Raw genomic sequence first — 25727 nt, forward strand, 5'->3', positions numbered from 1 at the left:
AAAACACATAAATCACACCAATACTGCATGTTCCTTGTGCGTACAACCAGATAAACACTTAATCAGCACAGCCTGAAAAGAAGAGAGAAGAGTTTGCGTTATGAAAAACACCAATAGCGATAGCTCCGCAGACGTAGTATTAATCGGCGCCGGTATCATGAGCGCAACATTGGGAACATTTCTGAGAGGGTTACAGCCAAACTGGCAGATCCACATCTACGAACGTCTCGCCGATGTGGCCACCGAAAGTTCTGATGCATGGAACAACGCCGGCACCGGCCATTCAGCCCTGTGCGAACTCAACTACACACCACAGTTGAAAGATGGCGCCATCGAAGTATCCAAAGCCATCAAAATTATCGAACAGTTTGAATTGTCCAAACAGTTTTGGGCATCACTTGTTGATGCTGGCATGATTGCCGACCCCCGCGAATTCATCCGCAGCGTGCCCCACATGAGTTTGGTACGCGGAGAGGAAGACGTTGCCTTTCTACGCAAACGTTATACAGCCTTGCAGCAATACCGCCTGTTTCAGGACATGCTTTATACAGAAGACAGAGACCAGATTAGCCAATGGGTACCCCTGATGATGCAGGGACGTAACACCAGCGAACCCATAGCCGTTACTTGGTCAGACCTTGGTACCGACGTCAACTATGGCGCCCTAAGCCGCATCCTCATCAACAACCTTACCAACCACGGCTGCCAGCTACATCTGCAACATGAAATTATCGACCTCAAACAACATAATGGCCGCTGGCATCTTACCATCAAAAACCTGATAGACGGCACACATCAACAAGTATCAGCCCGTTTCGTCTTTATCGGCGCCGGCGGAGGCTCCCTGCATCTGTTACAAAAAAGCGGTATCCAAGCCGGCAAAGGCTATGGCGGTTTCCCCGTATCCGGTCAGTGGCTGGTGTGTAAAAATCCCGATATCGTCAAACAGCATAATGCCAAAGTCTATGGTAAAGCCTCAGTTGGTGCCCCGCCCATGAGCGTGCCTCATCTGGATAAACGAGTCATCAACGGCGAAGACGCCTTACTGTTCGGCCCCTTTGCCGGCTTCACCACCAAATTTCTCAAACATGGTTCCTTTCAGGATTTATTCAGAACCCTCAACCTTGCCAATATCCGCCCCATGCTCACCGCAGGCGTACACAACTTCGCCCTTGAGCACTACCTGATTCAGCAGGTCAGATTAAGCTTTACCGACCGCATGCAAGAATTACGCACCTTCTATCCCGAAGCACGGGATGAAGACTGGCATCTGGCTGTTGCAGGCAATCGCGTGCAGGTAATAAAACAAGATTCTCAAAAAGGTGGCGTACTCCAATTTGGTACCGAACTGGTCAAATCCGCAGACGGCTCACTGGCTGCTTTATTAGGTGCCTCCCCCGGAGCCTCCACCTCCGTATCCATCATGCTTGAGCTGCTCGAACAGTGTTTCCCCGGCAAAGTCAGCAACGAATGGGCGTCCACACTGCGCCGATGGATACCCAGCTACGGCCAGAAGCTCGAACATAACCCCGCACTCGTACAGCATGTGCGTGACTGGACAATAAAATCGCTCTGTTTACAAACACCCAGCAAACAAACAGACAAGCAGTAAGTCCACACATAAAAGTCATTACCCTGCCATAACCTGCCTTACCAAATTCTCATCGAATTTGGTTTTTTTTATCTTGGCCAGAATAGCCACCCACCCATACAACAAAAAAGCATTAATTTTCATCGATTAACACCCTTGTACCTGATGCATAACCAACAGATGTAGTAGCTATCCAACACAATTGCTTAGCATTCACCACCAAAGCCTAAAATAGAAAAAATATACTTGCCATAAACATTAATCATGTTTAATATACTTTGAAAATAAACAACATAGACACACAAAACTATATCTATAATTAATATAATCAACGCCACTGCATTCTGTAATGCAGTGGCGTTTTCTTGCAGATTAGCCCGTGAAATCAGATATCAGCCCTGTCTGTTAATTGTTACGATATTTATGTTCATGCAATAGCACGGAAATAGAACCACACCATTGCTATGACAAAACACCGCTATGCCTGTATCAGTAGTCTGGCCGCAAAATATTGAATTAATAAAAAGCCTTGCCAATCCAGCAAGATTGGCAGTAACCTGCTATTAGCGTTTCATTAACGCCGACTTCAACTCAACGCCATTGCATCTATACTGGTGCAGTGGCGTTTTATCATCGCTTTATTAATATTTTAATATGGAGAATGCCGCAAACGTATTTCTGTTTTTTTCTACAGACCAGCCATCATATTCCGAGACAGCATCTGCTATTGCAAGCATATGTATATAAATTTAATGATAATAATCAATTAAATAGCTTGTATGTGCTAAAGGGCGTATTAAATCATATTTTGCTAGCAATACTTTGGCTAAACGATAAATGATAGATTTTCTAACCTGCAATCAGCTTACAAATTATCGATATACAATTTTAACTCAGCTATAGTGCTACTATCTGTAGTTATAAGTAATCTTTAACCCATTTACTATCATAAGAATTGAACATCTCTCTTCTAGCTTTTGCCATTTATGGTTTTCATAAAAATAAGGTATAACGAAATTGATACCATATTGATGCATTGTGTCACTTTTATACCGTTTACTTCATGAAGGAAAAATTTAATAACTGAGCAGGAATGTTTCTGAGTGGTGGCCATTCTTCTACGAATTACTATTGGCTGTACAGGAGGGCGTGCTTAGCAAGTGATTGTTGTCTCTTATGGTTTTGTGATCATCAGCCATTTAATTTGGCGCTCTTCTGTGGAGCGAATCAGGTGGCGGTTAGTACTGGATGTTTACTAAATTTAAGAAATTCGTAAAATATTTTTTGTGTTTGGCTTGATTTAGTTTAGTATTTGCTTAACTATTACTGCACTATTTAATACATTTTTTGTTTAGTATAATTGTATATTGCTTATATAAAATAGGTATATAATTATAACTTTTTGGTTGGTGTTTCAGAAATTGCCATTCTGAAAACGCCTTTGCACATATTCAGAATAACTATGCTTAATAAAGATCAGTTTGCCGATAATCATTTTATACGCTCTATTATTGAGGATGACCTGCAAAGCGGAAAATGCCAGCGGGTGATAACGCGCTTTCCTCCTGAACCAAATGGTTATCTGCATATCGGCCACGCTAAATCTATCTGCCTGAATTTTGGTTTGGCTTATATTTATGATGGTTTGTGTAATCTGCGCTTTGACGATACGAATCCGGAAAAAGAATCGGACGAGTATGTGCGCTCGATTAAGGAAGATGTGCAGTGGCTGGGCTTTCAGTGGAATGAGGAGTGTTTTGCTTCGGATTATTTCGAGCGCCTGTATGAATATGCGCTGGAGCTGATTAAAGCCGGCAAGGCATATGTGGATGATCTGGATGCGGAGGAAATGCGCCAGTATCGTGGCACGCTGACGGAACCAGGTAAAAATAGCCCGTATCGTGAGCGTACGATTGAGGAAAATCTGGATTTGTTTGCACGTATGCGTGATGGTGAGTTTCCGGATGGCAGTAAAACGCTGCGGCTGAAAATTGATATGGCTGCGGGCAATATTAATCTACGCGATCCGGTGATTTACCGTATTCGTCGTGTACATCATCATCGTACCGGCGATAAATGGGTTATTTATCCGATGTATGATTATACTCATGCAATTTCAGATGCGATTGAAAATATTACGCATTCACTGTGTACGCTGGAATTTGAATCACACCGGCCTTTATACGACTGGGTAGTGGAAAATATTGAAATTGCGCATCAGCCACATCAGTATGAATTTTCCCGGCTGGAATTGTTGTATTCGATTACGTCGAAACGCAAGCTCAATCAGTTGGTGGTGCAGGATCATGTGTCTGGCTGGGACGACCCGCGTATGCCTACGATTTCTGGTATGCGTCGTCGGGGCTATACGCCGGAGGGGCTGCGCCTGTTTGCTAAACGGGTAGGTATTTCCAAAAGTGAAAATGTGGTGGACATGAGTGTGCTGGAAGGCGCAATTCGTGAAGATCTGGAAAGTGTTGCGCCACGGATGATTGCGGTGCTCAATCCGATTAAGGTGGAGCTGATTAATTTTGATGAGGCGTTAACGCAAAGCCGAGAAGCACCGTTTCATCCACATCACCCGGAAATGGGCGAACGCCTGATGCCGCTGACTAAAACGATTTATATTGAAGCCGACGATTTTGCACTGGATCCGCCTAAAGGCTGGCAGCGCCTGACTCTGGGTGGGGAAGTGCGTCTGCGTTACAGTTATGTGATTAAGTGTGAGGAAGTGGTACAGGATGCATCTGGTCGGGTGGTGTCGCTGAAATGTTCGATAGACCACGACACGCTTGCTTCTAAGCCACAAGGGCGCAAGGTGAAAGGGGTGATTCACTGGTTGTCTACTGAACATGCTGTATCGGCTACAGTACGTTTGTATGACCGCCTGTTTACGGTTGATCGCCCGGATGCGGTGCGCGGTGACGATGGACAGTATCGTGATTTTATTGAATTTCTGAATCCGGCATCGGTAACGGAAATTGATGCATTGGTGGAGCCGGTGGCGAATACGCTGGCACCGGAAACGCGTTATCAGTTTGAACGTCTGGGCTATTTTGTAACTGATCGCTATGATCACAGTGCAGAAAATCCGGTATTTAACCGTACGGTAACTTTGCGGGATACGTGGCAGGCACAGGCTGAGAACAAGTAAGGGTACTTGTGTTTGTGCAGCAAGCCGGCCTGTTGTGGCCGGCTTTTTTGGTATGCTAAATCATCTGGCTGTCTGAACTGCCAGCTTGTTAAAATGAATTAAATGGTATTTTTTTAGTAAATAGAGGCGGTGTGATGCGAGTAATTCCGGTGCGTACGGGTTATCTGACTAATCTACCGATGCTGCTGAGCATGGTGCTGGCAGCATGGTGGGTGTGGTATACGGGTAACACGGCGGAAAGTACGGCACTGTTTCTGGGCATTATTGCTGGCGGACTGGTGGATCTGGATGATGGCTTTACCGGCCGGTTGCGCAATCTGTTTATTACGCTGGTGCATTTTTCGCTTGCCGCTACGGCAGTACAGTGGACATTCGGGCATCCGCTGATGTTTTCGTTGCTGCTGATATGGGCGTCATTCAGTATGACGATGATGGGTGCAATTGATGTGCGCTACCGGACAATTGCTTTTGGTACGCTGCTGGTAATGTTGTATACGGTGCTGACTTATTCGCCGCATTTGCCGTGGTATACCAATCCGCTGATGCTGGTTTGTGGCACTTGTCTGTTCAGTGTCTGTACGCTGATGCTGCATCTGTTGTTTCCAAATCGGCCGGTACAGGACAATCTGGCTGGTGCTTTTGCCAGACTGGCGGATTATATGCTGGTGAAAGCACAGTTTTTTGACCCCGATGAGGCGGATTTGCTTGCTGAGAAAGAGCTGGCACTGGCGATGAAGAATACGGCAGTGATTGATGATTTTAACCGGTGTCGCACGGCACTGTTTTACCGCTTGCGTCGGCAGCACCGCCAGCGCGGTATTGGTACGCTGCTGCAATATTATCTCACTGCCCAGAATATTCATGAGCGGATTAGTTCACGCCATGTGGATTATGCTGCATTGGCACACAGGCTGGCGCATTCAGATTTGATTTACCGGATTCAGCGCTTGATTGTGTTACAGGCGCAGGCTTGCCGGCAGATGAGTGAGTGTCTGCATGAGAATAAGCCCTATGTGTTTAATATGATGCTCCAGCGTGCCGGAACAGGAGTGCAGCAGGCGGTGGAGCGTTATTGTGCTGAATATGGTATGGATGAGGATATGCCGGGTTTGCAGCAGCTGATTGCCAATATTCTGACGATTAATGAGCAACTGCTGTGGCTGGAGCAGGTAAAGGTTGCAGGTACCAGTCAGGAGGCTGGCGATATGCAGATTGCAGGGCAGGATGTTGACCGAATACGTGATATTCTGCCTGCATTAAAAACACATTTTACTTTGCAGTCGAATGTGATGCGCCATGCAATCAGACTGGCGATTCTGACGGCCGTGACTTGTGCGGTAGTTGAAGGTGCCCAGTTAAAAATGGGCTACTGGATTTTACTCACTGGTGTGATTGTGTGCCAGCCGAATTATTCGGCAACCACTACCCGCTTGAAGCAGCGCATACTAGGTACGCTGCTTGGGGTAGTAGTGGGCTCGGTGTTACCGTATTTTGTGCCTACACTGGCTGGCCGGCTGATGATTGTGGTGGTGAGTACGGTGTTGTTTTTTGCGTTCAGAGTGCGCCGCTACAGTTTTTCCACGTTTTTTATTACGGTACAGGTACTGGTGGGTTTTGCGATTATTGGTATGGATACGCAATCTGCCATGTTGTCGCGGTTTGTGGATACGATTCTGGGTTCGGCGCTGGCATGGTGTGCAGTAGCTTATCTATGGCCAGACTGGCGTTATCTGACGTTAGGGCGGATTGCCATCCGTGCCTTGTGCTGTGACGCTGCTTATCTGCGGCAGGTAGCACAACAGTTACAGAATGGGCACTGTGATGATGTGGTTTATCGTATTGCACGACGCAATGCGCATGAACTGGCTGTTATGTTAAGTAATACTGTGGCAGATATGTCGATGGAGCCAAAGCGCTACGGGCAGCATCTGGGTAAAGGTAAAATTTTGCTGCAACTGAATTATGTGCTGCTTAGCTGTATTTCAGCACTGGGTGCGATTCGTATGCAGGTAGACCGTGTGCGCCCGCTGCTAACGCCAAAGCAGGTACAGCATTGGTGTACTATTGCCATCAGTCTGGCGGAACTGATGACACAAAATTCTGATGACTCTGTGTTTCGGGCGCAGTGGAAAGCTACTGGCGATTTGTTGAAGCTGAGTAAGCCAAAGCCGGCTGATGATATGGTGGAGAAAGTGCTATGGCGGCAGTTACAGCAAATTCATGTGCAGCTGCCATTGTATAGACAGGCGCTACAGGCTGATAGTTGAGTAAGCTGCATCATGGTATGGTGAATCGTTAGTGAAATGGTTAAAAAATTTGGTGGAAATAAAATAATAGTAGCGCAGTAAGCCTTTATTCGATTATGCTGTTAGTAGATTTCTTTAAAATTCAAGCATAAAGCACCTTTTTGGTTGCGTGTTATAATGCTGAGGAATCATTTTAATATTAATAATGAGAGGGTTACCATGACAGCAACTAATGAACAGAATGAGGCTTCTTCTCATGTACCACCATTGATTCCTACCCAGAATGGTACGCTGGAATTACACGACATCACAATTGTTGATCAGACTAAGCTCAGAAAGGCGATTTCTGCCGCAGCACTGGGCAATGCTATGGAGTGGTTTGATTTTGGCGTGTATGGTTTTGTGGCTTATGCGCTGGGGCAGGTGTTTTTTCCATCGGCGTCTCCCAGTGTGCAGATGATTGCTGCATTGGGTACGTTTTCTGTGCCGTTTCTGGTGCGCCCGCTGGGTGGTGTGTTTTTTGGAATTCTTGGTGACCGCTTTGGCCGGCAAAAAGTATTGTCGACTACAATTATTATTATGGCGCTCAGTACTTTTTGTATCGGGCTGATACCATCGTATAACAGTATTGGTATCTGGGCGCCGCTATTGCTGCTGCTGTGCAAGCTGGCACAGGGATTTTCGGTTGGTGGTGAATATACTGGGGCAGCGATTTTCGTAGCAGAATATTCGCCTGACCGCCAACGTGGCTTTCTCGGCAGTTTCTTGGATTTTGGATCCATATGTGGTTTTGTGCTGGGCGCCGGGATAGTAGTATTGCTGGAAAATATTATGGGTTCAGCGCATTTTCTCTCATGGGGTTGGCGCATTCCGTTTTTTCTGGCCGCACCTTTGGGTTTGTTAGGTTTATACCTGCGCCATGCTGCTGAGGAAACGCCAGCATTCCAGAAACATCTGGATATGATGGAAAAAGAAGAACAGGAAGAAGTGAGCAGTCGTCCGCGGGTTTCGTTTATGGAAATTATGCGGCGTTTCTGGCGTACGCTGCTGGTAAGTGTAGGGCTGGTATTAACCACCAATATTACCTATTACATGCTGCTGACCTATATGCCCAGCTATTTGTCGCACAATCTGCATTATGGTGAAGACCGCGGTGTGCTGATTATTATTGCGATTATGATTGGCATGATGTTTATGCAGCCGATTATCGGTTTTGTTAGTGACAAAATCGGGCGCAAGCCGTTTGTTATCGGTGGTTCTGTTGCGCTGCTGGTTTTGGCCATTCCCTGTTTTCAGCTGATTACCAGTGGCAAGGTAGGACTGATTTTTCTTGGCCTGTTTATTCTGGCACTGATTCTGAATTGCTTTACTGGGGTGATGGCATCAACTTTACCGGCGCTGTTTCCTACGCGTATCCGCTACAGTGCGCTGGCGAGTGCTTTTAATATTGCGATTATTGTTGCCGGTTTAACGCCGACTATCGCCGCGGCACTGGTGGATGCCACTGATAATCTGTTTATTCCGGCCTATTATCTGATGGTGGTGGGTGGTATCGGAATTGTTACCGGTATTTATCTGAAAGAAACAGCTAACCGTCCATTGCGTGGCGTCTCTCCTTCGGCTTCGAATAAAAAGGAAGCACGCGAGTTGCTGGCTGAAACGTATGAGCATATTGAGCAGAGTGTGGACGATATTGATGCTGTCATTGCCAATTTGCAGGAGCAGATACAGCAGCTGGAAAAACGCAAACAGCAGTATGTTGATTTGCATCCGAAAATGGAGTAATTAGTTCGGTATCCCTAGCTGAAATTTTGGCCATTAATATTAGCCTGTTTGGGTTAATATTAGTGGCTTTTTTACATTCTGGTTTGCAATTTTATAAGGGAAGAAAATATGGATAAGCTGGAATCTAATTTAAGAGTTATCAAAAATACTCTTGGGGTATTTGGGATTATAGGTAATGTCATTGGTACAATTATTGTAATATTCTATTGTTGTACAATAAGATTTTTTCCTGCTGGATTGTCTGTTGGTGATGTACTATTTTGTTTATGCATATTTGCCATATTTGGGATTTTATATATTGTTTTTATTGGTGTATTACATTTGGCTAGCAAGTTATTTTTAATTTTATTTGAAAAGCAAATATACAAAATTCTTATCAAGAAAAAAATTAATCCTGTTACTTTCTCTAAAGATCGACTTTTTATTCTTTGTTTAAGCGTAATTGCAAACATTCTGATTTTGTTTATCGCTTATAGAATATGGATTCAATCAAGTAGTTTACAACCAAGTCTGGTTTTTGGGTTCACAGTCTATATGGCAATTTTTTGTGTTGGTTGTATGAATGTTTTTATTTCTCAATGGGAAGAGCTAAAGCTAAAAAATGAATCTGAGCCCAGTGAAGAAAACGATAGAAGGCTATATTTCTATATACGGAATATAAAGATTTCTTCAAAGTTCCTTTTCAGAGTAGGTATATTTATCATGCCACTAATTGCTGTTTCTGGTATCTATGTTGGTCTAACTAATATTACCCTTTCTTTAATTGGCGTAAGACAATCTGATGTTACGATCTATCTGGATAAAAATTATCAAGATATATTTGATAATAATGAAAAAAAAGACCATTTTGATAAGATGAATTGTTCATCTGTATATCAATTAGACCATATAAATATTCTGATGACCAATATTGGTACGAAAACTAAATTCCAAATTCCTGCTAAATCAATTCATAATGCAACTGATAGTCCGATAGAATTTGAAGTGCCTAATGAGGCAATTAAAGGCGTTAGAAGCAAATAGAATTTTTATAATAATCGATTTTAAGTAGCAAATTATAAAATTCATAATCTAAATTAAGGTAGGAAATGAAGCAGGCAGAACTGATGAAACTGTGAAAAGAAGATGCCAGATGGGGGGATTAGCAGGTGCAGCATGGGGTATGCTTTCGGTATTCGGTGGTTATGGTTTGTTTACGGAGCAAGGCCAGCATATTGATTAGATATGCCGATACTATCTATCTGCTAGGGCTGTGATTTGGGTTTGTGCTATATTTCATGCAAAATATTTAATATTTTGGGAATAAATGAAAACGTTTTATCTGCTGTAATGCTACTTAAACATATGGGTTGTTTTCGGCTTGATAGCTGTTTCTGTATGATGGGTAAATCAGGCATTGCCGGTATGGTTACGATTTTTCCTTGCTGATGTGGATAGGCTGTCTGGTATGGGTATTTTTATCTGAATTTTTAAGAGTTGGTTGGTCTGGACGATGGTAGTGGTTTTATCGGCATCTATTCTGGCTGCATTGCCTCCTTTACCACAGGCGGATGCTGGTTGGGCGGTTTATTTGCTGTATTGTGCTAATGGTGCATTTTATTGCGGGATTACTAACCGGCCGGCACAACGCTGGCAGGCACACTGTTCGGGGAATGGTGCCCGGTATACGCGTATGTATCCGCCACTTCAGATGCGTCTGGTTTGTGTGGGTATAACTAAAGCCGCAGCAGCACGATGTGAATATCGGCTAAAGCGGCTCAAGGCAGCAGACAAGGCTGTTTTATGGCAATTGCTGGGAGATTTTTTACCCAATAGTTAATTTCTTGCAACCATTAAACAGCCTGATGGTATCCGCTTACATCAATGCATCAAATCCTGATTCAGATGAGGCAGGAATAGGCTGTTCAGGTATTGTTTGTTTATTGGCTGGTGTGGAAGCCGGATGCAGGGGGGTGATGTTCTGCTTTGGTGCTTCAGCTGCGTCTTCATCAACCTCAATATTATTGCTTTCAGGTACAATTTCCTGTTTTGATTTGTTATCTGGTGCGTTGGTATATTTCAATTCAACGATTTCACCTTTACCGCTAGTCCATTGTAGTGAACTCAGATTACCGCTGACTTTGGTTTTACCGGCACTACAGGTCAGGCAGATTAACGTATTGCTTGGTTTACTCAGAACATTATTTAAACGCTTGTGATTTACTTGTAGCTGGTGTTGCTCTGCCCATGAGTTGATACTTTGGCTCAATAGCTTTTTGTTCAGATTGCGCTTGCTATAGGGGTCTCGGTAAACGGCAATCCAGATGTCGTTTTGTGCATCGGTGTTTACGGAAGCCTGCTGGTAAATTACGGCGGCATCGGCACCGCTTTGTACGGCAGCGGCAAAGTCCAGTGCATTTGGACTGCGTAAACGTACACAGCCGTGACTGCGTACGCCGGGTACGCTACTGGGTACGTTGGTGCCATGGATACCCAAACCCAGACGAGGAGCGCCTAGGCGCACAAATACGGGGCCAAGTGGGTTATTGGGGCCGGGCGGTACCGATTTTTGTACGGTTTTACCGCTTGCGGCCATTTCTTTCTGAATGCTGAGTGGTACGCTCCAAGTTGGATTATTGACTTTGGCTCCAATTTTGTATTCACCCAGCGGAGTTTGTGTACTGGCTTTGCCAACTGTTATCGGATAGGTTTTGATTAATTTTCCGTCCTGAAACAAAAATAACCGCAATTGGGGGATATTCAGGATGACCTGCTGCCCTTGACTAGGTACGGCATAGTCAGGCATAGGAATGGCTGCATAGGCACTTGTAGATATGATGGTGGTGGTTAATGCGCAAAGTATTGGTTTCAACATTATTCTAAAAATCCGGCATGAGAATATGAATATAATCATAACGTAATTCGTCAACAATGTGAGAAAATAAATACAGTTAAGTTTATTTACGACCATTTCTCTGGTTTGAGGGTACAGTTTGGAACAACGGTTTATAGCACAGATTATTGACTGGAATCAGGAAGGGCGCGGTGTTGCCCGGGTAGATGGCAAGGCTGTTTTTATTGATGATGCTTTACCGGGTGAGGTGGTAGAGTGGCAGCCAGTACGGGTGAAAAAATCCTACACAGAGGGCAGAATCAGCCGGGTATTGATATCCGGTAATGCACGGCTACAACCACCTTGTGAATATTATGAGCGTTGTGGTGGCTGTAATAGCCAGCATATCGAATTTACTACGCAGGTGGCGTTGAAGCAGCGTGCGTGGCTGAATCAGATGCGCCGTTTGGGTAAGGTGCAGCCAGATGAGTTGATGCCACCAATTTATGGTTTGCCTTGGCGTTATCGTGAACGGGTGCGTTTAAGTGCTGTGTATGAGGATGGCCAGTTAAAGTTGGGATTTCAGACCGGACAGTCTCATGCGATTGTAGATGTTGATGGTTGTCTGGTGTTGCCGGTGGTGCTGTCTGAGGCTTTGAAGCCAATTAAAACATTATTGCAAAGCTGGCCTGTAGGCAGTGTGGAAGGTTTGATGCTGCATCAGGGAAATGAGGTTATTGCGCTTACTTTGCAGGTTTGTGGCGACATAAGTCAGAAAATGCGGACGCAGGTTGATTGTTTGCTGACACAGCTGCAACAACAAAGCGGTTGTTTGTGGCAATGGTGGTTGCAAACTGGTGGTACAACAGTTTTGCAGTCGGCATCGGAGGATTCGGTACTGGCTTATCGTTTATCTGAATATGAGCTTGAGATTCGTTATCAGCCTGAAGATTTTACGCAGGTTAATCAGGCTACTAATGAGTTGATGGTACGGCGAGCCATGCAGTGGTTGCAGCCACAGGCCGGCGAGCGGATTATTGACTGGTTTTGTGGGCTGGGTAATTTTAGTTTGCCGATTGCACGGATGCAGGCAGAAGTAGTAGGTGTGGAAGGCATGGCGGCGATGTGCCGGCGTGCCGGCAGTAATGCGCAACATAATGGTTTGGCGCAGTTGACCCATTTTCAGCAGGCTGATCTTTTTGCTATGAATGGACAACGTCTGCGCCGGTTCGGTTATGCGCATAAATGGCTGCTTGACCCGCCACGAGCTGGTGCTCAGGCTTTAATACTGGCTTTAAATGAGCTGGAGGATCGGCAGCTTCCACGCAGAATTGTTTATATTTCCTGTGATCCAGCAACACTGGCACGCGATGCTGGTTTGTTAGTGAAGCGTGGTTATCTTTATCGTGCCGGCGGTATTATGAATCTGTTTGCGCAAACTGCGCATGTCGAATCTATAGCGGTATTTGACTGGCGATAGATAATGACCATCTGTTTGCCACCTCAGGCGAGCTGAATCAGCTAATCATAATATATATAAATATCTGAAATTGTTTCTTTTAAAGAAATAATGCTTTTACTCTGTGGGATTTTACTACTTAGGTATTCACGTTAATATTATAAATGTGAGGCAAATACTATAAAGGAGTTTACTCATGAACAGATTAGCAGGTATTTTAATGGCAGCTTTGCTGGGCATTGCTGTGTCAGCTGAGGCTGCCAATTATAAAATAGATCCATTACATACTAATGTGCGTTTTACGCTTGATCATTTTGCAACTTCTAGTAACATGGGCGGTTTTTATAATCTAAATGGCGAGCTGCAATATGATGCAGGTGCGAAAACCGGTGCTGTAGATATTACTATTCCGCTCAGTACTCTGGATACGGGGCGTAGTGAGTTCAATAAACATCTGCAAGGTAAGGCTTTTTTTAATGCTACTCAATATCCGGTTTTGCGTTTTGTATCTCACAATTGGGATTTTGATAAGCAGGGTAAGGTTAAGATCTTGCATGGTCAGTTAACTATGGTTGGGCAAACACATCCGGTTACGTTACGGGCGACTAAATTTAATTGTTATCAAAGCCCGATGAGTCATACTCAGGTTTGTGGTGGTGATTTTGAGACTGTGATTGATCGTTCTCTATGGGGTATTAATGAATATCTGACAGTTATGCCAGCCAGTAGATATGTGAAGTTAAATATTCAGATTGAAGCGGCCAGACAGTAAAATTAGTTGTTTCTGTATACGGATTATCTGTTTTGTTGGCAGATAATCTGTTTTTCTTTTTAGTTTGTATCACTTCTAATGGAATTTCAGTATGATACCGGTAGCTGATATACAGATGAGGCAAGCTTTGCCAAGTACCATGTTGTCAATTTAGTGGTTTTGATGCTAATTTGAGTGTTTTGCATTGATATATTTCGCAGATTGAGATTAGCACGATGAATGTGAGTATTCAGTGTTGTGTTGTTAACAGGGAGTACGGGGGAGTTTATGTGGTGTATCAAGAATTTTAATGAACTTTCGTCTCATGATTTTTACTGCATTGCACGTTTGCGTATTGATACTTTTATGGTAGAGCAGCAGCGGATTTATCATGAGCTGGACGACTGGGACTTACAGGCCAAGCATGTTTATTACCAGCTTGATGGGCAGATATTGGCCTATGCACGTATGTTTCTGGCTGGGGCTCATTTTACGTTCAGCCGGTTTGTGACGCATCCGAGTGTTCGTGGCACTGGCTTGGGGGATCAGCTGATTAAGTTAATTATGCATTATGCGCACAATCATTATGCAGAGTATCCAGTTAAAATAGAGGCGCAGCGGCAGGTGCTTAAATTTTATCAGCAACATGGTTTTCAAATACAGGGAGCGCCCTATATTTCTGACGGGACGCCTTATGTGCAGATGGTGCATCAGTCACAAAATTAAGCTATGCAGGATAGGTTAATGCAGGCTGCTTGTTTCATTAGTAGTTTGTTGATGGATTGATTGATACATAAGTATAAATAAAAAAGCCGGTACATTTGTACCGGCTTTTTTGTACAGTAAATGTTATTCGTTCAGATTAATGCCGTTTTTTTGCAATATCTGATTGATTTGTTCCTGTACTTTTTGTTGCTTGGCCTGCTCACGCAATTGATCTTTAATCTGATCAAATGCGGGAGCATTCGATGCTAAACGCGTACCCGCCAGTTTCAGCAGAATGTGATGCCCGTCAATGGTGATAACATTGGGTGAAATCTGTCCGTTTTTCAATTGTGAAGCTAACTGGGCAAAATCAGGAGGTAACTGCTTCGGGCTCATCCAATTGCTGGCTGGTGCTTCAGGATTAACCTGTTTAAGCAATGTTTCATAAGCCAGACCTTTTTTCAGTTTGGTTAAACCTTCTTCAGCAGCTTCTTTGCTTGGAAAAACAATTGGCAGCAAATTGATTTCCTGACTAATTTGCTCATATTGTCGACGCAAATCACTGTCGTTAATTTCAATGCTATTAGCCAGATGTTCTACATACTGCGCAGCATAAAATTGTGCCTGTACGTTTTGCCATGCAGCCTGCGTATCAGGTTTTTTATCCAGTCCAGCCTTAATGGCTTCGGCTTTTAATATTTCAGCCGACTGCAAGCGCAAGGTAATTTCTTTCTGAATCTCGGCTTTATTTGGCTCAGGCGCACCCGGCTGGGCTTGCATTTGATGTTCAAGCTGCTTGAGCATGACGTTAATGCGCTGGGTGTCAATTTTGGGAGCATCGGCAAAAGCGAGCCCGGCGGCCATGATGCTTAGACCAGCTAGCCGGGTAATGCTTTTTTTCATATTAGTATTCCTTATTTCTGTCCTGATTAATCATTGTCAGAATAAAGTTGTTATTTAATGCTGGCACTCTTGTAAAGCTGCTCAATAGCATTGGCCATTAAGGCGCTTTGTAGTCGACGTGACAGAATCGGTTCCATTTCTTTCTGGGTTGGTAGCTTAACATTACGCTTGTCGTTTACGTAAAATACTGCGTAAATATTGCCGTTGCCTTGTACCGGTGTGGTGGTGTACTGACCTTTTTTCAGGTCTTTAATGGCATTGAAAACCGGAGTAGCACTCGCTTGTAAGTCTTTGATGGCAACATAGCCTTTTGGAATGCCACCGTTGTCACGGCCAGCCGGATCAATGGTGTATTCTTTGGCTACTGTAGTAAAGCTTTTTTTCGCCTGTAATTGGGCAATGGCTTTATTGGCTGTATCTGCGTCGCGGGTGAGAATTTCACCTAATTGTACTTCCTGAGTACCGCTGTAGTAATTTACCAGATCATTATAGGCATTGCGTACATCTTCAGGTTTTACCGGATTGTTTTTAACTACGCTGGCCAGATAAGCCTGTGTCAGCAGATTGTCTTTAAAGAAAGCCCATTCTTCCTTGAATCCGGGTTTTTTATCATCACCAAGACGTTTGGCTTCTGCTTCTGCCTGACTCAATGCGCTCAGGTATTCAGGGTCTTTGTCCAGATTCTGTTTTTTAGCTGCCTGAATTAACAGGGTGCGGGTTACTAGGCGGTCGGTAATGTTTTTGCGTAACTCGGGTGAGTCCTGAATCTGATTCTGGCTTTCCTGAACCAGTATGGCTACCCGATTATCAATTTCTTTACTGTCAATTTTGGTTCCATTAACAGTAACTACAGTTTGAGCGGCGGCAATGCCGGTTAATCCGAGCATAATGGCAGCAGCAATTAATTGTTTTTTCATGGTTAACTCTCTTTAAGTGGATAAAATGAATTATTGCCTATTAAATATTCGCTGTTAGTAAACGCCTTAATGCTTAAGGCGTGAATGTTATTTGCCCTGAATAAATCTTCGAGTAACTGATAAACTTTCTGATGTCGAGCCAGACGCGATAAACCAGTAAAGGCATCACTGACAACCAGCAGGCGATAATGCCCGCCACCACGATGACCTTTATGTCCAATATGCAAATTGCTGTCATCAGTGAGTTCCAGTTGCTGTGGTGTCAGCGGTTGTAAGCGTGTACGAATGGCAGTCTGAATATCAGTCATTGGGCAAGACTTTTTTAAAAGGACGAATCAGAATTTCTTCATAAACACCAGCATCAACATAGGGATCCTGTTCAGCCCATGCCTGTGCTTCGTCCAGTGAGTTGAAGTCAGCAACCACCAGACTGCCGGAGAAATGACTGTCATCATCCGGCAGCGGATTGGGGCCAGCCAGAACCAAACGGTTTTGTGCCTGTAATTCTTGTAAACGAGCCAAATGTTTTGGCCGAGCCTTGATACGTGCTTCATGACTGTTATTATCGGCATCGGTAGCCATTAACATAAACAGCATTACAACTCATCCTTTTTAATATTGGTTTTAATATACGGGCTAATGTAAATAGATTGTCCTATACTAAAAAGAACAATTATTGTAATACTGCCAAAGAGCTTGTAGTTCACCCAAATTTGTTCAGAAAAGTTTAAGAATACCCACAAATTAAGTGCACCCAGACACAGCAGACAGATAACCCAAGCATAGGTAAGTTTACGCCAAATAGTTTCCGGTAGCGTAATTTCTTTGCCGATAGTGCTTTTCAGTACATTTTTATTACATATTTGCGATCCTAGCAGACCAATAGCCATTAGCCAGAATAGGATCGTAGGTTTCCATTTAATAAAGCGCGGATCCTTAAAAATAATAGTTGCACCACCCATTACCACAACCAGTAACAGGCTTACCCACTGCATGGTTTGCAGGCGACGATATTTAAACAGGCACCATGCGGCCTGTATAATGCCGGCAATAATGGCTACTTCGGTCGCAAGGATAATATTTTTGGTTAAGGCGTAGGTAGCAAAGAAAAGAATAACTACCAAGAATTCGAATACTGCTTTCATTATTAGGATTTAAGATGTTTATTTCTGGTCTAGGTTAATAAGGAGGTAGGATATTCGCCATAATACCCTGAGTTTTTACACTTGGCATCTATTAAAGCAAGATATTAAACAAAATTTTACTGTTGTTGTATACTGGTTTCAGGTCTTTTTTTTAAAAATACGTCTGAAAATGTCCACAAATAAGCACTCTTTCAACGAAAATATGTAAAGGTAACTTGGCATTAAAGTGTCGCAAAAGCTATTATAGCGTGAGATAATATAAAAACAGGTTTGGTGAACGTTAAATACCAGATGCATTGCAGTATTTGTAGAAATTATCATATTTGAATGGGCACGCGCCTGATGGCAATGGTGCTTTACCGGTGAGGGTACGGGATTGAAGAAAGCAAATAATTTAAAAATCATCGCACTGTCTTTATGTATGTTAGCCAGTGCACCTGCATGGGCAGGGCTGGGTAGCTTGCAAGTTAATTCGGCATTGGGAGAACCATTTTCAGGAAGTGTGGTTGTAACTGGTGATGAAGCCAGAGCTGCATTACGGGGTCGACCAGCAGTTTCAGGGGCTCCATTACAGGTACGTGTAACGGCACAGGGAAAGAATGCTGTGATTCATTTGCGTTCTAGTAAACCTGTTCGTGATCCCATGCTGTCTTTCAGTCTTACTGCCGGCAGTCAGGGGCGGCAATATACAGCCCTACTTGATCCGCCGGCATACCGTTATGAGTCAGCAGATTCAGGTAAAGGAAAAGACTCAGGAAAGGCAACAGGTAAGCAACGCAAACTGGATAAGTCTGCGAAAAGCAAATCTGCTGCTCGGGCTACTACCGCACTGCAAAACGGCCTGGCATCTGAAAATGCAGTAGTGAAATATCATGTAGACAACAATGAGACATTAATGGATGTGGCACGCAAGGTACGGCCACAGGGATTGAGTGTGGAACAAACCATGCATGCTCTGATTGTTGCCAATCCGCATGCTTTCCGCAATGATAATCCGGATTTTATGTACCGTGATATCAGTTTGAATATTCCATCTACGTCACAGCTGCATAAATTATCTAAAATAAAAATTAAAACAGTTCAAAAAACTGCTGATACAGCACAGAATACTGCGGCACAAAAACCGGGTAAGGCAAATGCTGATGCGGGTAAGCCGGTAAATACTATGGCTTCTGTGGCTGGTGATGCAGCTCAAGCCAAGGTTGGAGAAGTTAAAGCAGATACTATCTCGGCGTCTGCGCCAGCTCAGGCATCTGCGCCAGTTCAGGCATCTGCGCCAGTTCAGGCATCTGCGCCAGTTCAGGCATCTGCGCCAGTTCAGGCATCTGCGCCTGCCGCATCAGCTGCATCAGTGGTTAAGGCCGCTCCAGTACAACCTAAAGTCAATCATGCGGAGCCATCAGTACAGCCTGTAGAAGAGTCTATGCTACCTGCATGGTGGCCATATGCATTGGCTGGTGTGGCAGGTATTCTGTTAATTGCTGCTTTACTTTGGCAGCGGCGTAAAAAACGTCATGACGCAGAAGAATATGAATATGAAGACGATTATTCTTCTGATGATGAAGATGATGATGTGGTATTTAATGCAGAGCCGCCTAAACCTAAAGTAGAGCAATCTGTATCTGTTCCGGCTACACCGGCTAAAACTGTTGCGCCAACTGTAGCAGCAGCTACAGCAGCTGCTACAGCAGCTGCTACTAGTACAGCAGCAGGCGATGACGACTGGTCATGGTTAAATGGAGTGGCATCAGACGCTCCAGCAGAAGCTGATGCACCGGCCGGCGGTAAGGTGAATCAAGCAGCCGCAGTATCACAGCTTTCTGATGCAGAAGCAGTTGCGGACAAGCAGAAAGAAGACGATACTGATTGGCTGAATTTTAATTTTGAGGATGATACTCCTGCTGCGCCGGCAGATACGGTAGTGCCTACAACTACAGAGCTGGATAATAATAATGACGATTTATCTTGGCTGAATCAGATTGATGAAACCGAGCAACCGGAAGTTTTAACCGCACACGAATCAACTGATATTGCACCTCAGGAAGAAGTAAATAATACAGATTTTGAGTGGGTGGTGGCTGATGAGCCTCAAATAAAAGCCCATCATGAGGGTGCTACAGCGGGACAGCAGTCTAATTCAGCTGCTTCAGAAATTGAGATGCTAAATGAGCTGGCTAATTTAGAGTGGGATGAAGACTTTAAGTTGGATGATGAAGCCAAACAGGATATTACACCTGCGGCTGAAGAAGTGCTTTCAACTTTAGAGCCGGCTCCGGTTTCGTCTGAGCAGCATGTACTTGCGACAGAAGATGATGCACTTTCAACAGATATTGACTGGGAAGCGTTGGATATAAGTGATGACGATTCAACGGTTCAATCTGCTTCTCCAGTTACTGATTCTACACCGGCAGCGAAAGTGGATACGCAGGATGTTTCGTCTATGGACTTTTCATTGGATGATGATAAGTCTGAATCTTCTGCTACAGATAATGTTGCTACAGCCACCACTACTACTCCGGTCTCTTCATTTGCCACCGGAAATGGTGCGCAAGATTGGTTGGAACAAACTGCTGAATCTGAACCTGTTGATCAACCTCTGACGCCCGAGCAGCAGGCTGTGCCACTACAGGCTAAACTGGAACTGGCAAAAATGTATCTGGAAATGGATGATGCAGTTACTGCGCGCCAGACTCTGCGTGAGCTGGTTGATGAAGCAAATGGTTCAATACTGGCTGAAGCTCAGAATCTATTGCAGCAGTTGGGTGGCTAATTTGTATTGATTGCGTTTTAGTTACTAGGAGTAGTATTTTCTGCGCCTGATTAAGACTGAATCCTGTGTCTGGATTCAGTCTTTTTATTTGCCCTAAGTGTGTATGTCTTATTGAAATTTAATTATCTGGTAAAACAGTTTGGTTTAATGTTTCTGTGACCATGACTAATTTTGATTTTGTGAACTCTATCAGGGTATGAATCAGTCTGATGAGCTTCGCTAATAGATTTTAATAGTTGGCTGCAACTGCATTAATCATTATAAATTGAATAAAGGAGTTGATAAAAACAGGATGACAGGAATTTGGTTGCAGCTATTTTGTGGTGACAGGCAAAACTATTTGGTAATTTTAGCTTATTAGGATATTGTATATAACATAAATATAATTCTGGACATTTAATTAATGTCAAGTTAACATATTGATTCTAATAAATCATTTTGCTATTTGATTTGGTATTTAATCAGACTTGGAACTTTCTTGTGTTATAATTATTCATATAGATTATAACTGTATGACATATTTACATTTAGCATTGAATATGGGGAATGTATATGCAAATGGGAATTGGTGAAAAAATGATGTGGCTGGCAATAGCTATGCTGCTGTCAGCCTGTAGTACCGTGAGTAATAAAGCGCCGGATGAACTGGTTAGGCAGGGAATACAGCGTAATTTGTTGCGCGATAATCAGTTTAATTTTAATGGTCAGATTCGATTGTTGGTTGATCGGGATAAGGTGGAAACTTCTTCGAATCAGGTAGCAAACGAAACTTTAGATGATAAGACAGAAGAAGTGGCTGCTTCTGCATTTTCATCTGAGCCTGTTCGAAAAAAACACGAAGTTGAAATGAGTACTAAAGCAAATGCACAATCACATTATGCGGATGGTACTCTTTCAGAAGATTGTGACGAATGCGAAGAATTATCGAATAAGACTTTAAGCCTTATTGTAGATCAAGTGTCTATTCCATTTAGCGGTGCGGTAGATGTACCGCATGGAAAATTTGAATTAATTCCTGAAGTACGTTATGAGGCATCAAATATATTATTTTCGATTAAGATGCCTATGCAGGTAGATTTTCAAAAAAAAGTGCTGATTATGGATATAAGAGCAATTAGACCTTTTGTTAATGTTATCGGCAGTATATTAATAGGCAAACCGGTCGGAATTTTTGAAGAATCATATGTTGAAAAAACATTACCTGAATGGACAAATAGGTTGCCATTGAAGGAATTAATACATGCTATTCCAAAGGCAATTGACGATGGTTATGCCAGTTATGATAAAAAAGCTTTTGTTTATTTATCATTAGATGAGGCTGGTAAGAAATTAGGAGCTCGTTATCGAATTCGACTTAACTCTACTAGAGAGCAAGATCAGATAGCGGCTGTTGCTGCTTTTGATAGCCTAAATAAGCAGTTAAAACAATCAGAAAAACGTGATGCAGGTTTGAATGGTCAAGCTGATAAATCAGAGAACGAAGATTATGCTGTTTTGCAAGAATTATTGGATGAAATTCGTGAGGAAGTGCAAAGTGGTAAACTGGATAAAGTTAAATATGATTCTGCTATAACGGATTTTTACTTCGATGATCATGGTCGTTTACTTGCAATGCATGGAATAAATGGATTCACCATGGATGATCTGAAAATCCGTCGACTACTTGGGAATAAGAAAATGAATAATTCATTCTGGATTTATTTTGATTATAGGTCTCACCCTAAATTTACTCTAGAATCCAGCAGAAAAAATGTTCTATTTCAAAAATAAATAATATCAATTTATTAAAATTTGGTTTTTGTTTATTTCTCAATTGAATAGATTCTTATTCTGGAAATGCCAGTGCTGCTGTGTGCTGGCATTTTTTGATTGATATGGCTTTTAGCTTTACGGATGATTTTGTGGTACCACTTGCTTGTAGGCATGGGTTAGCAATATGAATATAAATTGAGATTATGCATTACAGGTGCGATTTTTAAGTGGAACTGGGCTGGATTAGTTGCCGTAATACTGCAACGAACTTATGGATTCTTCATCAATGGGTATTATTTTGTTTGTTGTGCCCTTACCGATGATGCTCAGTGAACTGCTTGGTAGGTCAAGTTTATTTAAATAGTGCGGGTTTACCATATCGCTGATATGTAAGCCAGTTGCATGTATTACTTCAGATAGTGTTTTGTTACGTCATTTAGAATGATATTAATATCTGGAATCGCCATTAGGCTATTTATTTGAATTTCGGAGTTGATGTCAGGTGGCGGAATGAGCCTTTTTGAGGTATTTGGAGTTGTTGTTCGGTATATCTGTGCTGCGATGGTATTTTTGCAGTCCGTGGAATGGTTTTTTACAAGCGGGAAATGCGCAGGCTTGCGAGAAGTTTTTTTGTATTCAATACAGTGCTAGTTAGGGTGAAGGGGCGACATTAAATCGGTATGGTGTCAGTTTAAGTTACAGACTGGTTGGTTATGGGTGTGAAAGCTGTTGATGGCTATGCGATAATAATGCATTTTGTTGGTGTGAATTAGTGTGGGTTAGGAAGAATAATGGCTGCTAATGTTGTAGAACACTTGGCGAACAAAGCTGATGGAAATCGACCTGTGCAGCGTTGGGCATTAACACTGGCGTATGATGGTGGTGCATTTCATGGCTGGCAAAAGCAGCCGGACGGTTTGTATACTATTCAGTCGGTACTGGAAGCAGCCTTAAGCGCTATTGCGGCAGAGCCGATTAATGTTGTGGTAGCTGGCCGCACGGATGCCGGCGTTCATGCCACAGGGCAAATTGTGCATTTTGATACCCATGCACCGCGCAGTGCTGAAGCTTGGCTACGTGGGACAAATACGGCAATGGATAAGAATATCCGTATTGTGAAAGCGCAGCCGGTAGCTGCTGAATTTCATGCCCGCTTTGATGCGTATGGACGTCGCTACCGCTACATGCTGGAGTCCAGTCGGGTACGTATGCCGCAGTTACGTGGCCGGATAGGCTGGACTCATTATCCTTTGAACATGGCACTGATGCGTGAAGCTGCGGCGATGCTGATTGGCGAACACGATTTTTCCAGTTTCCGTTCCAGTGACTGTCAGGCTAAATCACCGGTGAAAACCTTATATGGGCTAAGCCTTGCTGGTAGCCCTGAGTTGATGGCGATTGATTTTCATGGCAGTGCCTTTGTGCACAATATGGTACGTAATATTGTGGGGGCACTGGTGTATGTGGGCGCCGGTAAGCTGAGTGTGGCTGGGTTTGCACAATTGGTGGCGGCGAAAAGCCGGCGTCTGGCACCACCAACATTTATGCCGGATGGGCTGTACCTTACTGGCGTTGATTATCCACCACAATGGGGGGTGGCTACGGCAACGTTACCGGTATGGTTGTGGCCGCATCTGAATTAATACGGTTTGTGGTTGGTTGATTTAGAAAAAGGCTGGATATGAAAATTCGGAGCAAGATTTGCGGGATGACGCGAGTGGAAGATGCGCTGCTGGCCGCACAGCTGGGTGTGGATGCCATCGGGTTGATTTTTTTTGCCGGCAGCAAACGATATGTCAATCTGGAGCAGGCTCAGGCAATTGCGCGTGCTGTACCGCCGTTTGTCACGGTAGTCGGTTTGTTTGTTAATGCCAGTGCAGCCGAGGTGAAGGAAGTATTAGCGCAGGTGCCATTGAATGTATTGCAATTTCATGGCGATGAGGATGCTGAATTCTGTCGTCAGTTTCAACGTCCGTATATTAAGGCAATAAGGGTGCGCAATACGGTTGATATTGAAGCAGCCGCTGCGACATATACGGATGCATGTGCGTTGTTGTTTGACGCTGCTGTTGCTGGTCAGTATGGTGGTACGGGGCAGACATTTGACTGGCGGTTGTTGCCGCGGCAGCTAAATCAGCCATGGATTCTTTCTGGCGGGCTGAACCCGGAAAATATTGCTTCTGCGATTAGACAAAGTCATGCACAGGCTGTGGATGTGGCCAGTGGTGTGGAAATCACAGCCGGAATTAAGGATGGGGAAAAGATGCAGGCATTGATGGCTGCAATTAATGGTTTTGGGCTGTCTGTGGACTAATATTTATACTGTTGCTCCAGAAAATATTTATTATCTTATTGGGATTATTTATGCTGTTTCTTAACGCTCTTGTTCAGAATAAATTTAATTAATCGATTTAAAATGCACACCGATTTTATATTTTCTTGTTGGTAAATATTTTAATTATGCTGCTTGTTTTATCCTCTGCTCAGCTTGTTGCTGTACTGATATGAGTGTTATGCTATAAGAGTTATGTATTAATAACAGTTGTGTACATTTTAATTGTTAGTTAGTTAAATTTCACGGTTTTGTTATGGGTAGAATGTCAAAAAATAAGGGGAAGAATGAAGCTTTCAGAGCATAAAGTTTTTTTACAGATGAAAGCAGATGTGCAGTCAGAAAAGCCGATAATTGAGTGGCAATCTTGTCCGGTAAGATTTTCTAAATTATTTAAATGGACAGGCCAGTATTTTAGTATTTGGAATGTAATTATATTTAGTTTGTATTTTATCGCTGAGCTACTTTTTATTTATAGTCTTTCGATTGTAGTATTGTTTATTTCAATCATTATTTATGCGATATGGATGCATAATAATAAGAAAACCTGTGCTATAAAGGAATCACATTTAATCCGCTTAGATCGTGAAAATAGAACGATTACCGTAAGCAATGAGCAATATGAGATCAGGCAACACCAGCTTACCGATAATTATTTTATCCGTGTTGAGTGTGCTTTACCTTATGGGCGTAAAGTTTCATCATATAAACCACCACTTTGGCGCAGAGGCAGGCTAGTAATCAAGGATGAAAATCTGAAAACTGCTGAGATCCTGTTTGAATATTTCTTCTGTGACGTTGACGCTTTGAAGCAATTGATTGAGGTGGCAGATATTCTTGCTAAAGAATTGAATATTATCCGTGCACGGGATTATGTGATCAATAAAATATATTGAGTATTAGTGGTATTTGGCTACGCAGGCTTCGGACAAGGGAGATGATAATAATACGCAGAATACAACAAGTACTCAGAACTATCAGGGAAGAGCCGGAGCATGGACAAATAATACTGCAATGGCAAGGATACGCTGATTTACAAGGAAAAGATAATCTGTTTGAGGAGAATTAGGGTACGGCTGTTTGTTGGCTGCAATGCTTGTTATAGATTACCGTATTTAAGCAACTATTCTAAATTCAGTTTTTGTATTGTTTACCATTTTATTGATAAATTTCAATGTTTATCTAGCTTATTCGATGCGTAAAACGTAGCTGTTCAAAGTAATATTTTAACCTGAGAATCAGTTAATTTGCTGCTATCTGCAACTAGAATGCGAAAAAAGGTAGTGCGGTAGGTGTATTTGGGGATTTAGCGTCATGTTCCGGTAGCGCAAATGCAAGCTTTGGCTGGCGATTTGGGCATCAGGTGTGGCAAAATTATCAGCTAGGCTACTTATGCTGTTGCAAC

The 25727-nt window shown here is 43.1% G+C and carries 20 protein-coding genes; 14 read left to right on the forward strand and 6 right to left on the reverse strand.

The genetic code is table 11. The annotated features are described in order from the left end of the window. The first annotated feature begins 100 nt into the window (after positions 1 to 100). The 6 genes from mqo to J6578_RS05415 all read left to right on the forward strand — a co-directional run bounded on the left by mqo (position 101) and on the right by J6578_RS05415 (position 10595). Positions 101 to 1612: a malate dehydrogenase (quinone) gene (gene mqo, locus J6578_RS05390; protein ID WP_287952099.1), complete on the forward strand. Its 1512-nt coding sequence runs from the start codon at positions 101 to 103 to the stop codon at positions 1610 to 1612. A 1441-nt stretch (positions 1613 to 3053) separates the two neighbouring features. Beyond that, on the forward strand, positions 3054 to 4745 hold the full coding sequence (locus tag J6578_RS05395) for a glutamine--tRNA ligase/YqeY domain fusion protein (protein WP_239365829.1): 1692 nt from the start codon (positions 3054 to 3056) through the stop codon (positions 4743 to 4745). Positions 4746 to 4879: 134 nt separating this feature from the next. Then, positions 4880 to 7012: a YccS family putative transporter gene (gene yccS / locus J6578_RS05400; protein WP_287954117.1), complete on the forward strand. Its 2133-nt coding sequence runs from the start codon at positions 4880 to 4882 to the stop codon at positions 7010 to 7012. Between the two features lie 198 nt (positions 7013 to 7210). Beyond that, positions 7211 to 8776 carry a glycine betaine/L-proline transporter ProP gene (gene proP / locus J6578_RS05405; protein WP_287954064.1) on the forward strand — a complete coding sequence of 522 codons (1566 nt, stop codon included), beginning with the start codon at positions 7211 to 7213 and terminating at the stop codon, positions 8774 to 8776. Between the two features lie 108 nt (positions 8777 to 8884). Beyond that, positions 8885 to 9799: a hypothetical protein gene (locus J6578_RS05410; protein WP_287954065.1), complete on the forward strand. Its 915-nt coding sequence runs from the start codon at positions 8885 to 8887 to the stop codon at positions 9797 to 9799. 469 nt (positions 9800 to 10268) lie between these two features. After that, positions 10269 to 10595, forward strand: a complete 327-nt coding sequence (locus J6578_RS05415) for a GIY-YIG nuclease family protein (protein WP_093092978.1) — start codon at positions 10269 to 10271, stop codon at positions 10593 to 10595. A 36-nt stretch (positions 10596 to 10631) separates the two neighbouring features. On the opposite strand, the gene J6578_RS05420 is transcribed toward J6578_RS05415, so the two are convergent. Continuing rightward, entirely contained in the window at positions 10632 to 11630 is a 999-nt protein-coding gene (locus J6578_RS05420) for a L,D-transpeptidase (RefSeq protein ID WP_287954066.1), read from the reverse strand. Between the two features lie 118 nt (positions 11631 to 11748). Here J6578_RS05420 and rlmD point away from each other — a divergent pair, with 118 nt between their 5' ends. From rlmD to J6578_RS05435, 3 genes are all read left to right on the forward strand, one after another. Continuing rightward, on the forward strand, positions 11749 to 13068 hold the full coding sequence (rlmD, locus tag J6578_RS05425) for a 23S rRNA (uracil(1939)-C(5))-methyltransferase RlmD (RefSeq protein ID WP_287954067.1): 1320 nt from the start codon (positions 11749 to 11751) through the stop codon (positions 13066 to 13068). Between the two features lie 175 nt (positions 13069 to 13243). After that, the gene (locus J6578_RS05430) at positions 13244 to 13819 is read left to right on the forward strand and encodes a YceI family protein (protein ID WP_287954068.1); all 576 of its coding nucleotides are present in this window, start codon (positions 13244 to 13246) and stop codon (positions 13817 to 13819) included. Positions 13820 to 14086: 267 nt separating this feature from the next. Next, positions 14087 to 14524, forward strand: a complete 438-nt coding sequence (locus J6578_RS05435) for a GNAT family N-acetyltransferase (RefSeq protein ID WP_287951117.1) — start codon at positions 14087 to 14089, stop codon at positions 14522 to 14524. A 123-nt stretch (positions 14525 to 14647) separates the two neighbouring features. On the opposite strand, the gene J6578_RS05440 is transcribed toward J6578_RS05435, so the two are convergent. Genes J6578_RS05440 through J6578_RS05460 form a run of 5 tightly spaced genes read right to left on the reverse strand, consistent with a single transcriptional unit; the run spans position 14648 to position 17468 of the window. Then, positions 14648 to 15406 (reverse strand): foldase protein PrsA, encoded by a 759-nt coding sequence (locus tag J6578_RS05440; RefSeq protein ID WP_239365812.1) that lies wholly within the window; start codon positions 15404 to 15406, stop codon positions 14648 to 14650. A 50-nt stretch (positions 15407 to 15456) separates the two neighbouring features. Next, entirely contained in the window at positions 15457 to 16323 is an 867-nt protein-coding gene (locus J6578_RS05445; protein WP_093092988.1) for a peptidylprolyl isomerase, read from the reverse strand. A 2-nt stretch (positions 16324 to 16325) separates the two neighbouring features. Then, positions 16326 to 16631, reverse strand: coding sequence for a BolA family protein (locus J6578_RS05450; RefSeq protein WP_287954069.1), 306 nt, complete (start codon positions 16629 to 16631; stop codon positions 16326 to 16328). Beyond that, complete coding sequence (locus tag J6578_RS05455; RefSeq protein WP_287954070.1) at positions 16624 to 16920, reverse strand: YciI family protein; 297 nt, start codon at positions 16918 to 16920, stop codon at positions 16624 to 16626. Before J6578_RS05455 ends, J6578_RS05450 begins: the two co-directional genes overlap by 8 nt. After that, positions 16920 to 17468 (reverse strand): septation protein A, encoded by a 549-nt coding sequence (locus J6578_RS05460; RefSeq protein WP_239365805.1) that lies wholly within the window; start codon positions 17466 to 17468, stop codon positions 16920 to 16922. Before J6578_RS05460 ends, J6578_RS05455 begins: the two co-directional genes overlap by 1 nt. A 376-nt stretch (positions 17469 to 17844) precedes the next feature. Here J6578_RS05460 and J6578_RS05465 point away from each other — a divergent pair, with 376 nt between their 5' ends. The 5 genes from J6578_RS05465 to J6578_RS05485 all read left to right on the forward strand — a co-directional run bounded on the left by J6578_RS05465 (position 17845) and on the right by J6578_RS05485 (position 25218). Next, entirely contained in the window at positions 17845 to 20238 is a 2394-nt protein-coding gene (locus J6578_RS05465; RefSeq protein WP_287954071.1) for a motility hub landmark protein FimV, read from the forward strand. 552 nt (positions 20239 to 20790) lie between these two features. After that, the gene (locus tag J6578_RS05470; RefSeq protein ID WP_239365799.1) at positions 20791 to 22008 is read left to right on the forward strand and encodes a hypothetical protein; all 1218 of its coding nucleotides are present in this window, start codon (positions 20791 to 20793) and stop codon (positions 22006 to 22008) included. 773 nt (positions 22009 to 22781) lie between these two features. Beyond that, positions 22782 to 23633, forward strand: a complete 852-nt coding sequence (gene truA / locus J6578_RS05475; protein WP_239365797.1) for a tRNA pseudouridine(38-40) synthase TruA — start codon at positions 22782 to 22784, stop codon at positions 23631 to 23633. 38 nt (positions 23634 to 23671) lie between these two features. Further along, positions 23672 to 24304 carry a phosphoribosylanthranilate isomerase gene (locus tag J6578_RS05480; RefSeq protein ID WP_093093002.1) on the forward strand — a complete coding sequence of 211 codons (633 nt, stop codon included), beginning with the start codon at positions 23672 to 23674 and terminating at the stop codon, positions 24302 to 24304. Positions 24305 to 24609: 305 nt separating this feature from the next. Continuing rightward, a complete protein-coding gene (locus tag J6578_RS05485) occupies positions 24610 to 25218 on the forward strand; it encodes a hypothetical protein (protein ID WP_093093004.1) in 609 nt (202 codons plus the stop codon). The last annotated feature ends 509 nt before the right edge of the window (positions 25219 to 25727 follow it).

Source organism: Snodgrassella sp. (assembly GCF_024103505.1).
Lineage (GTDB): Bacteria > Pseudomonadota > Gammaproteobacteria > Burkholderiales > Neisseriaceae > Snodgrassella > Snodgrassella communis.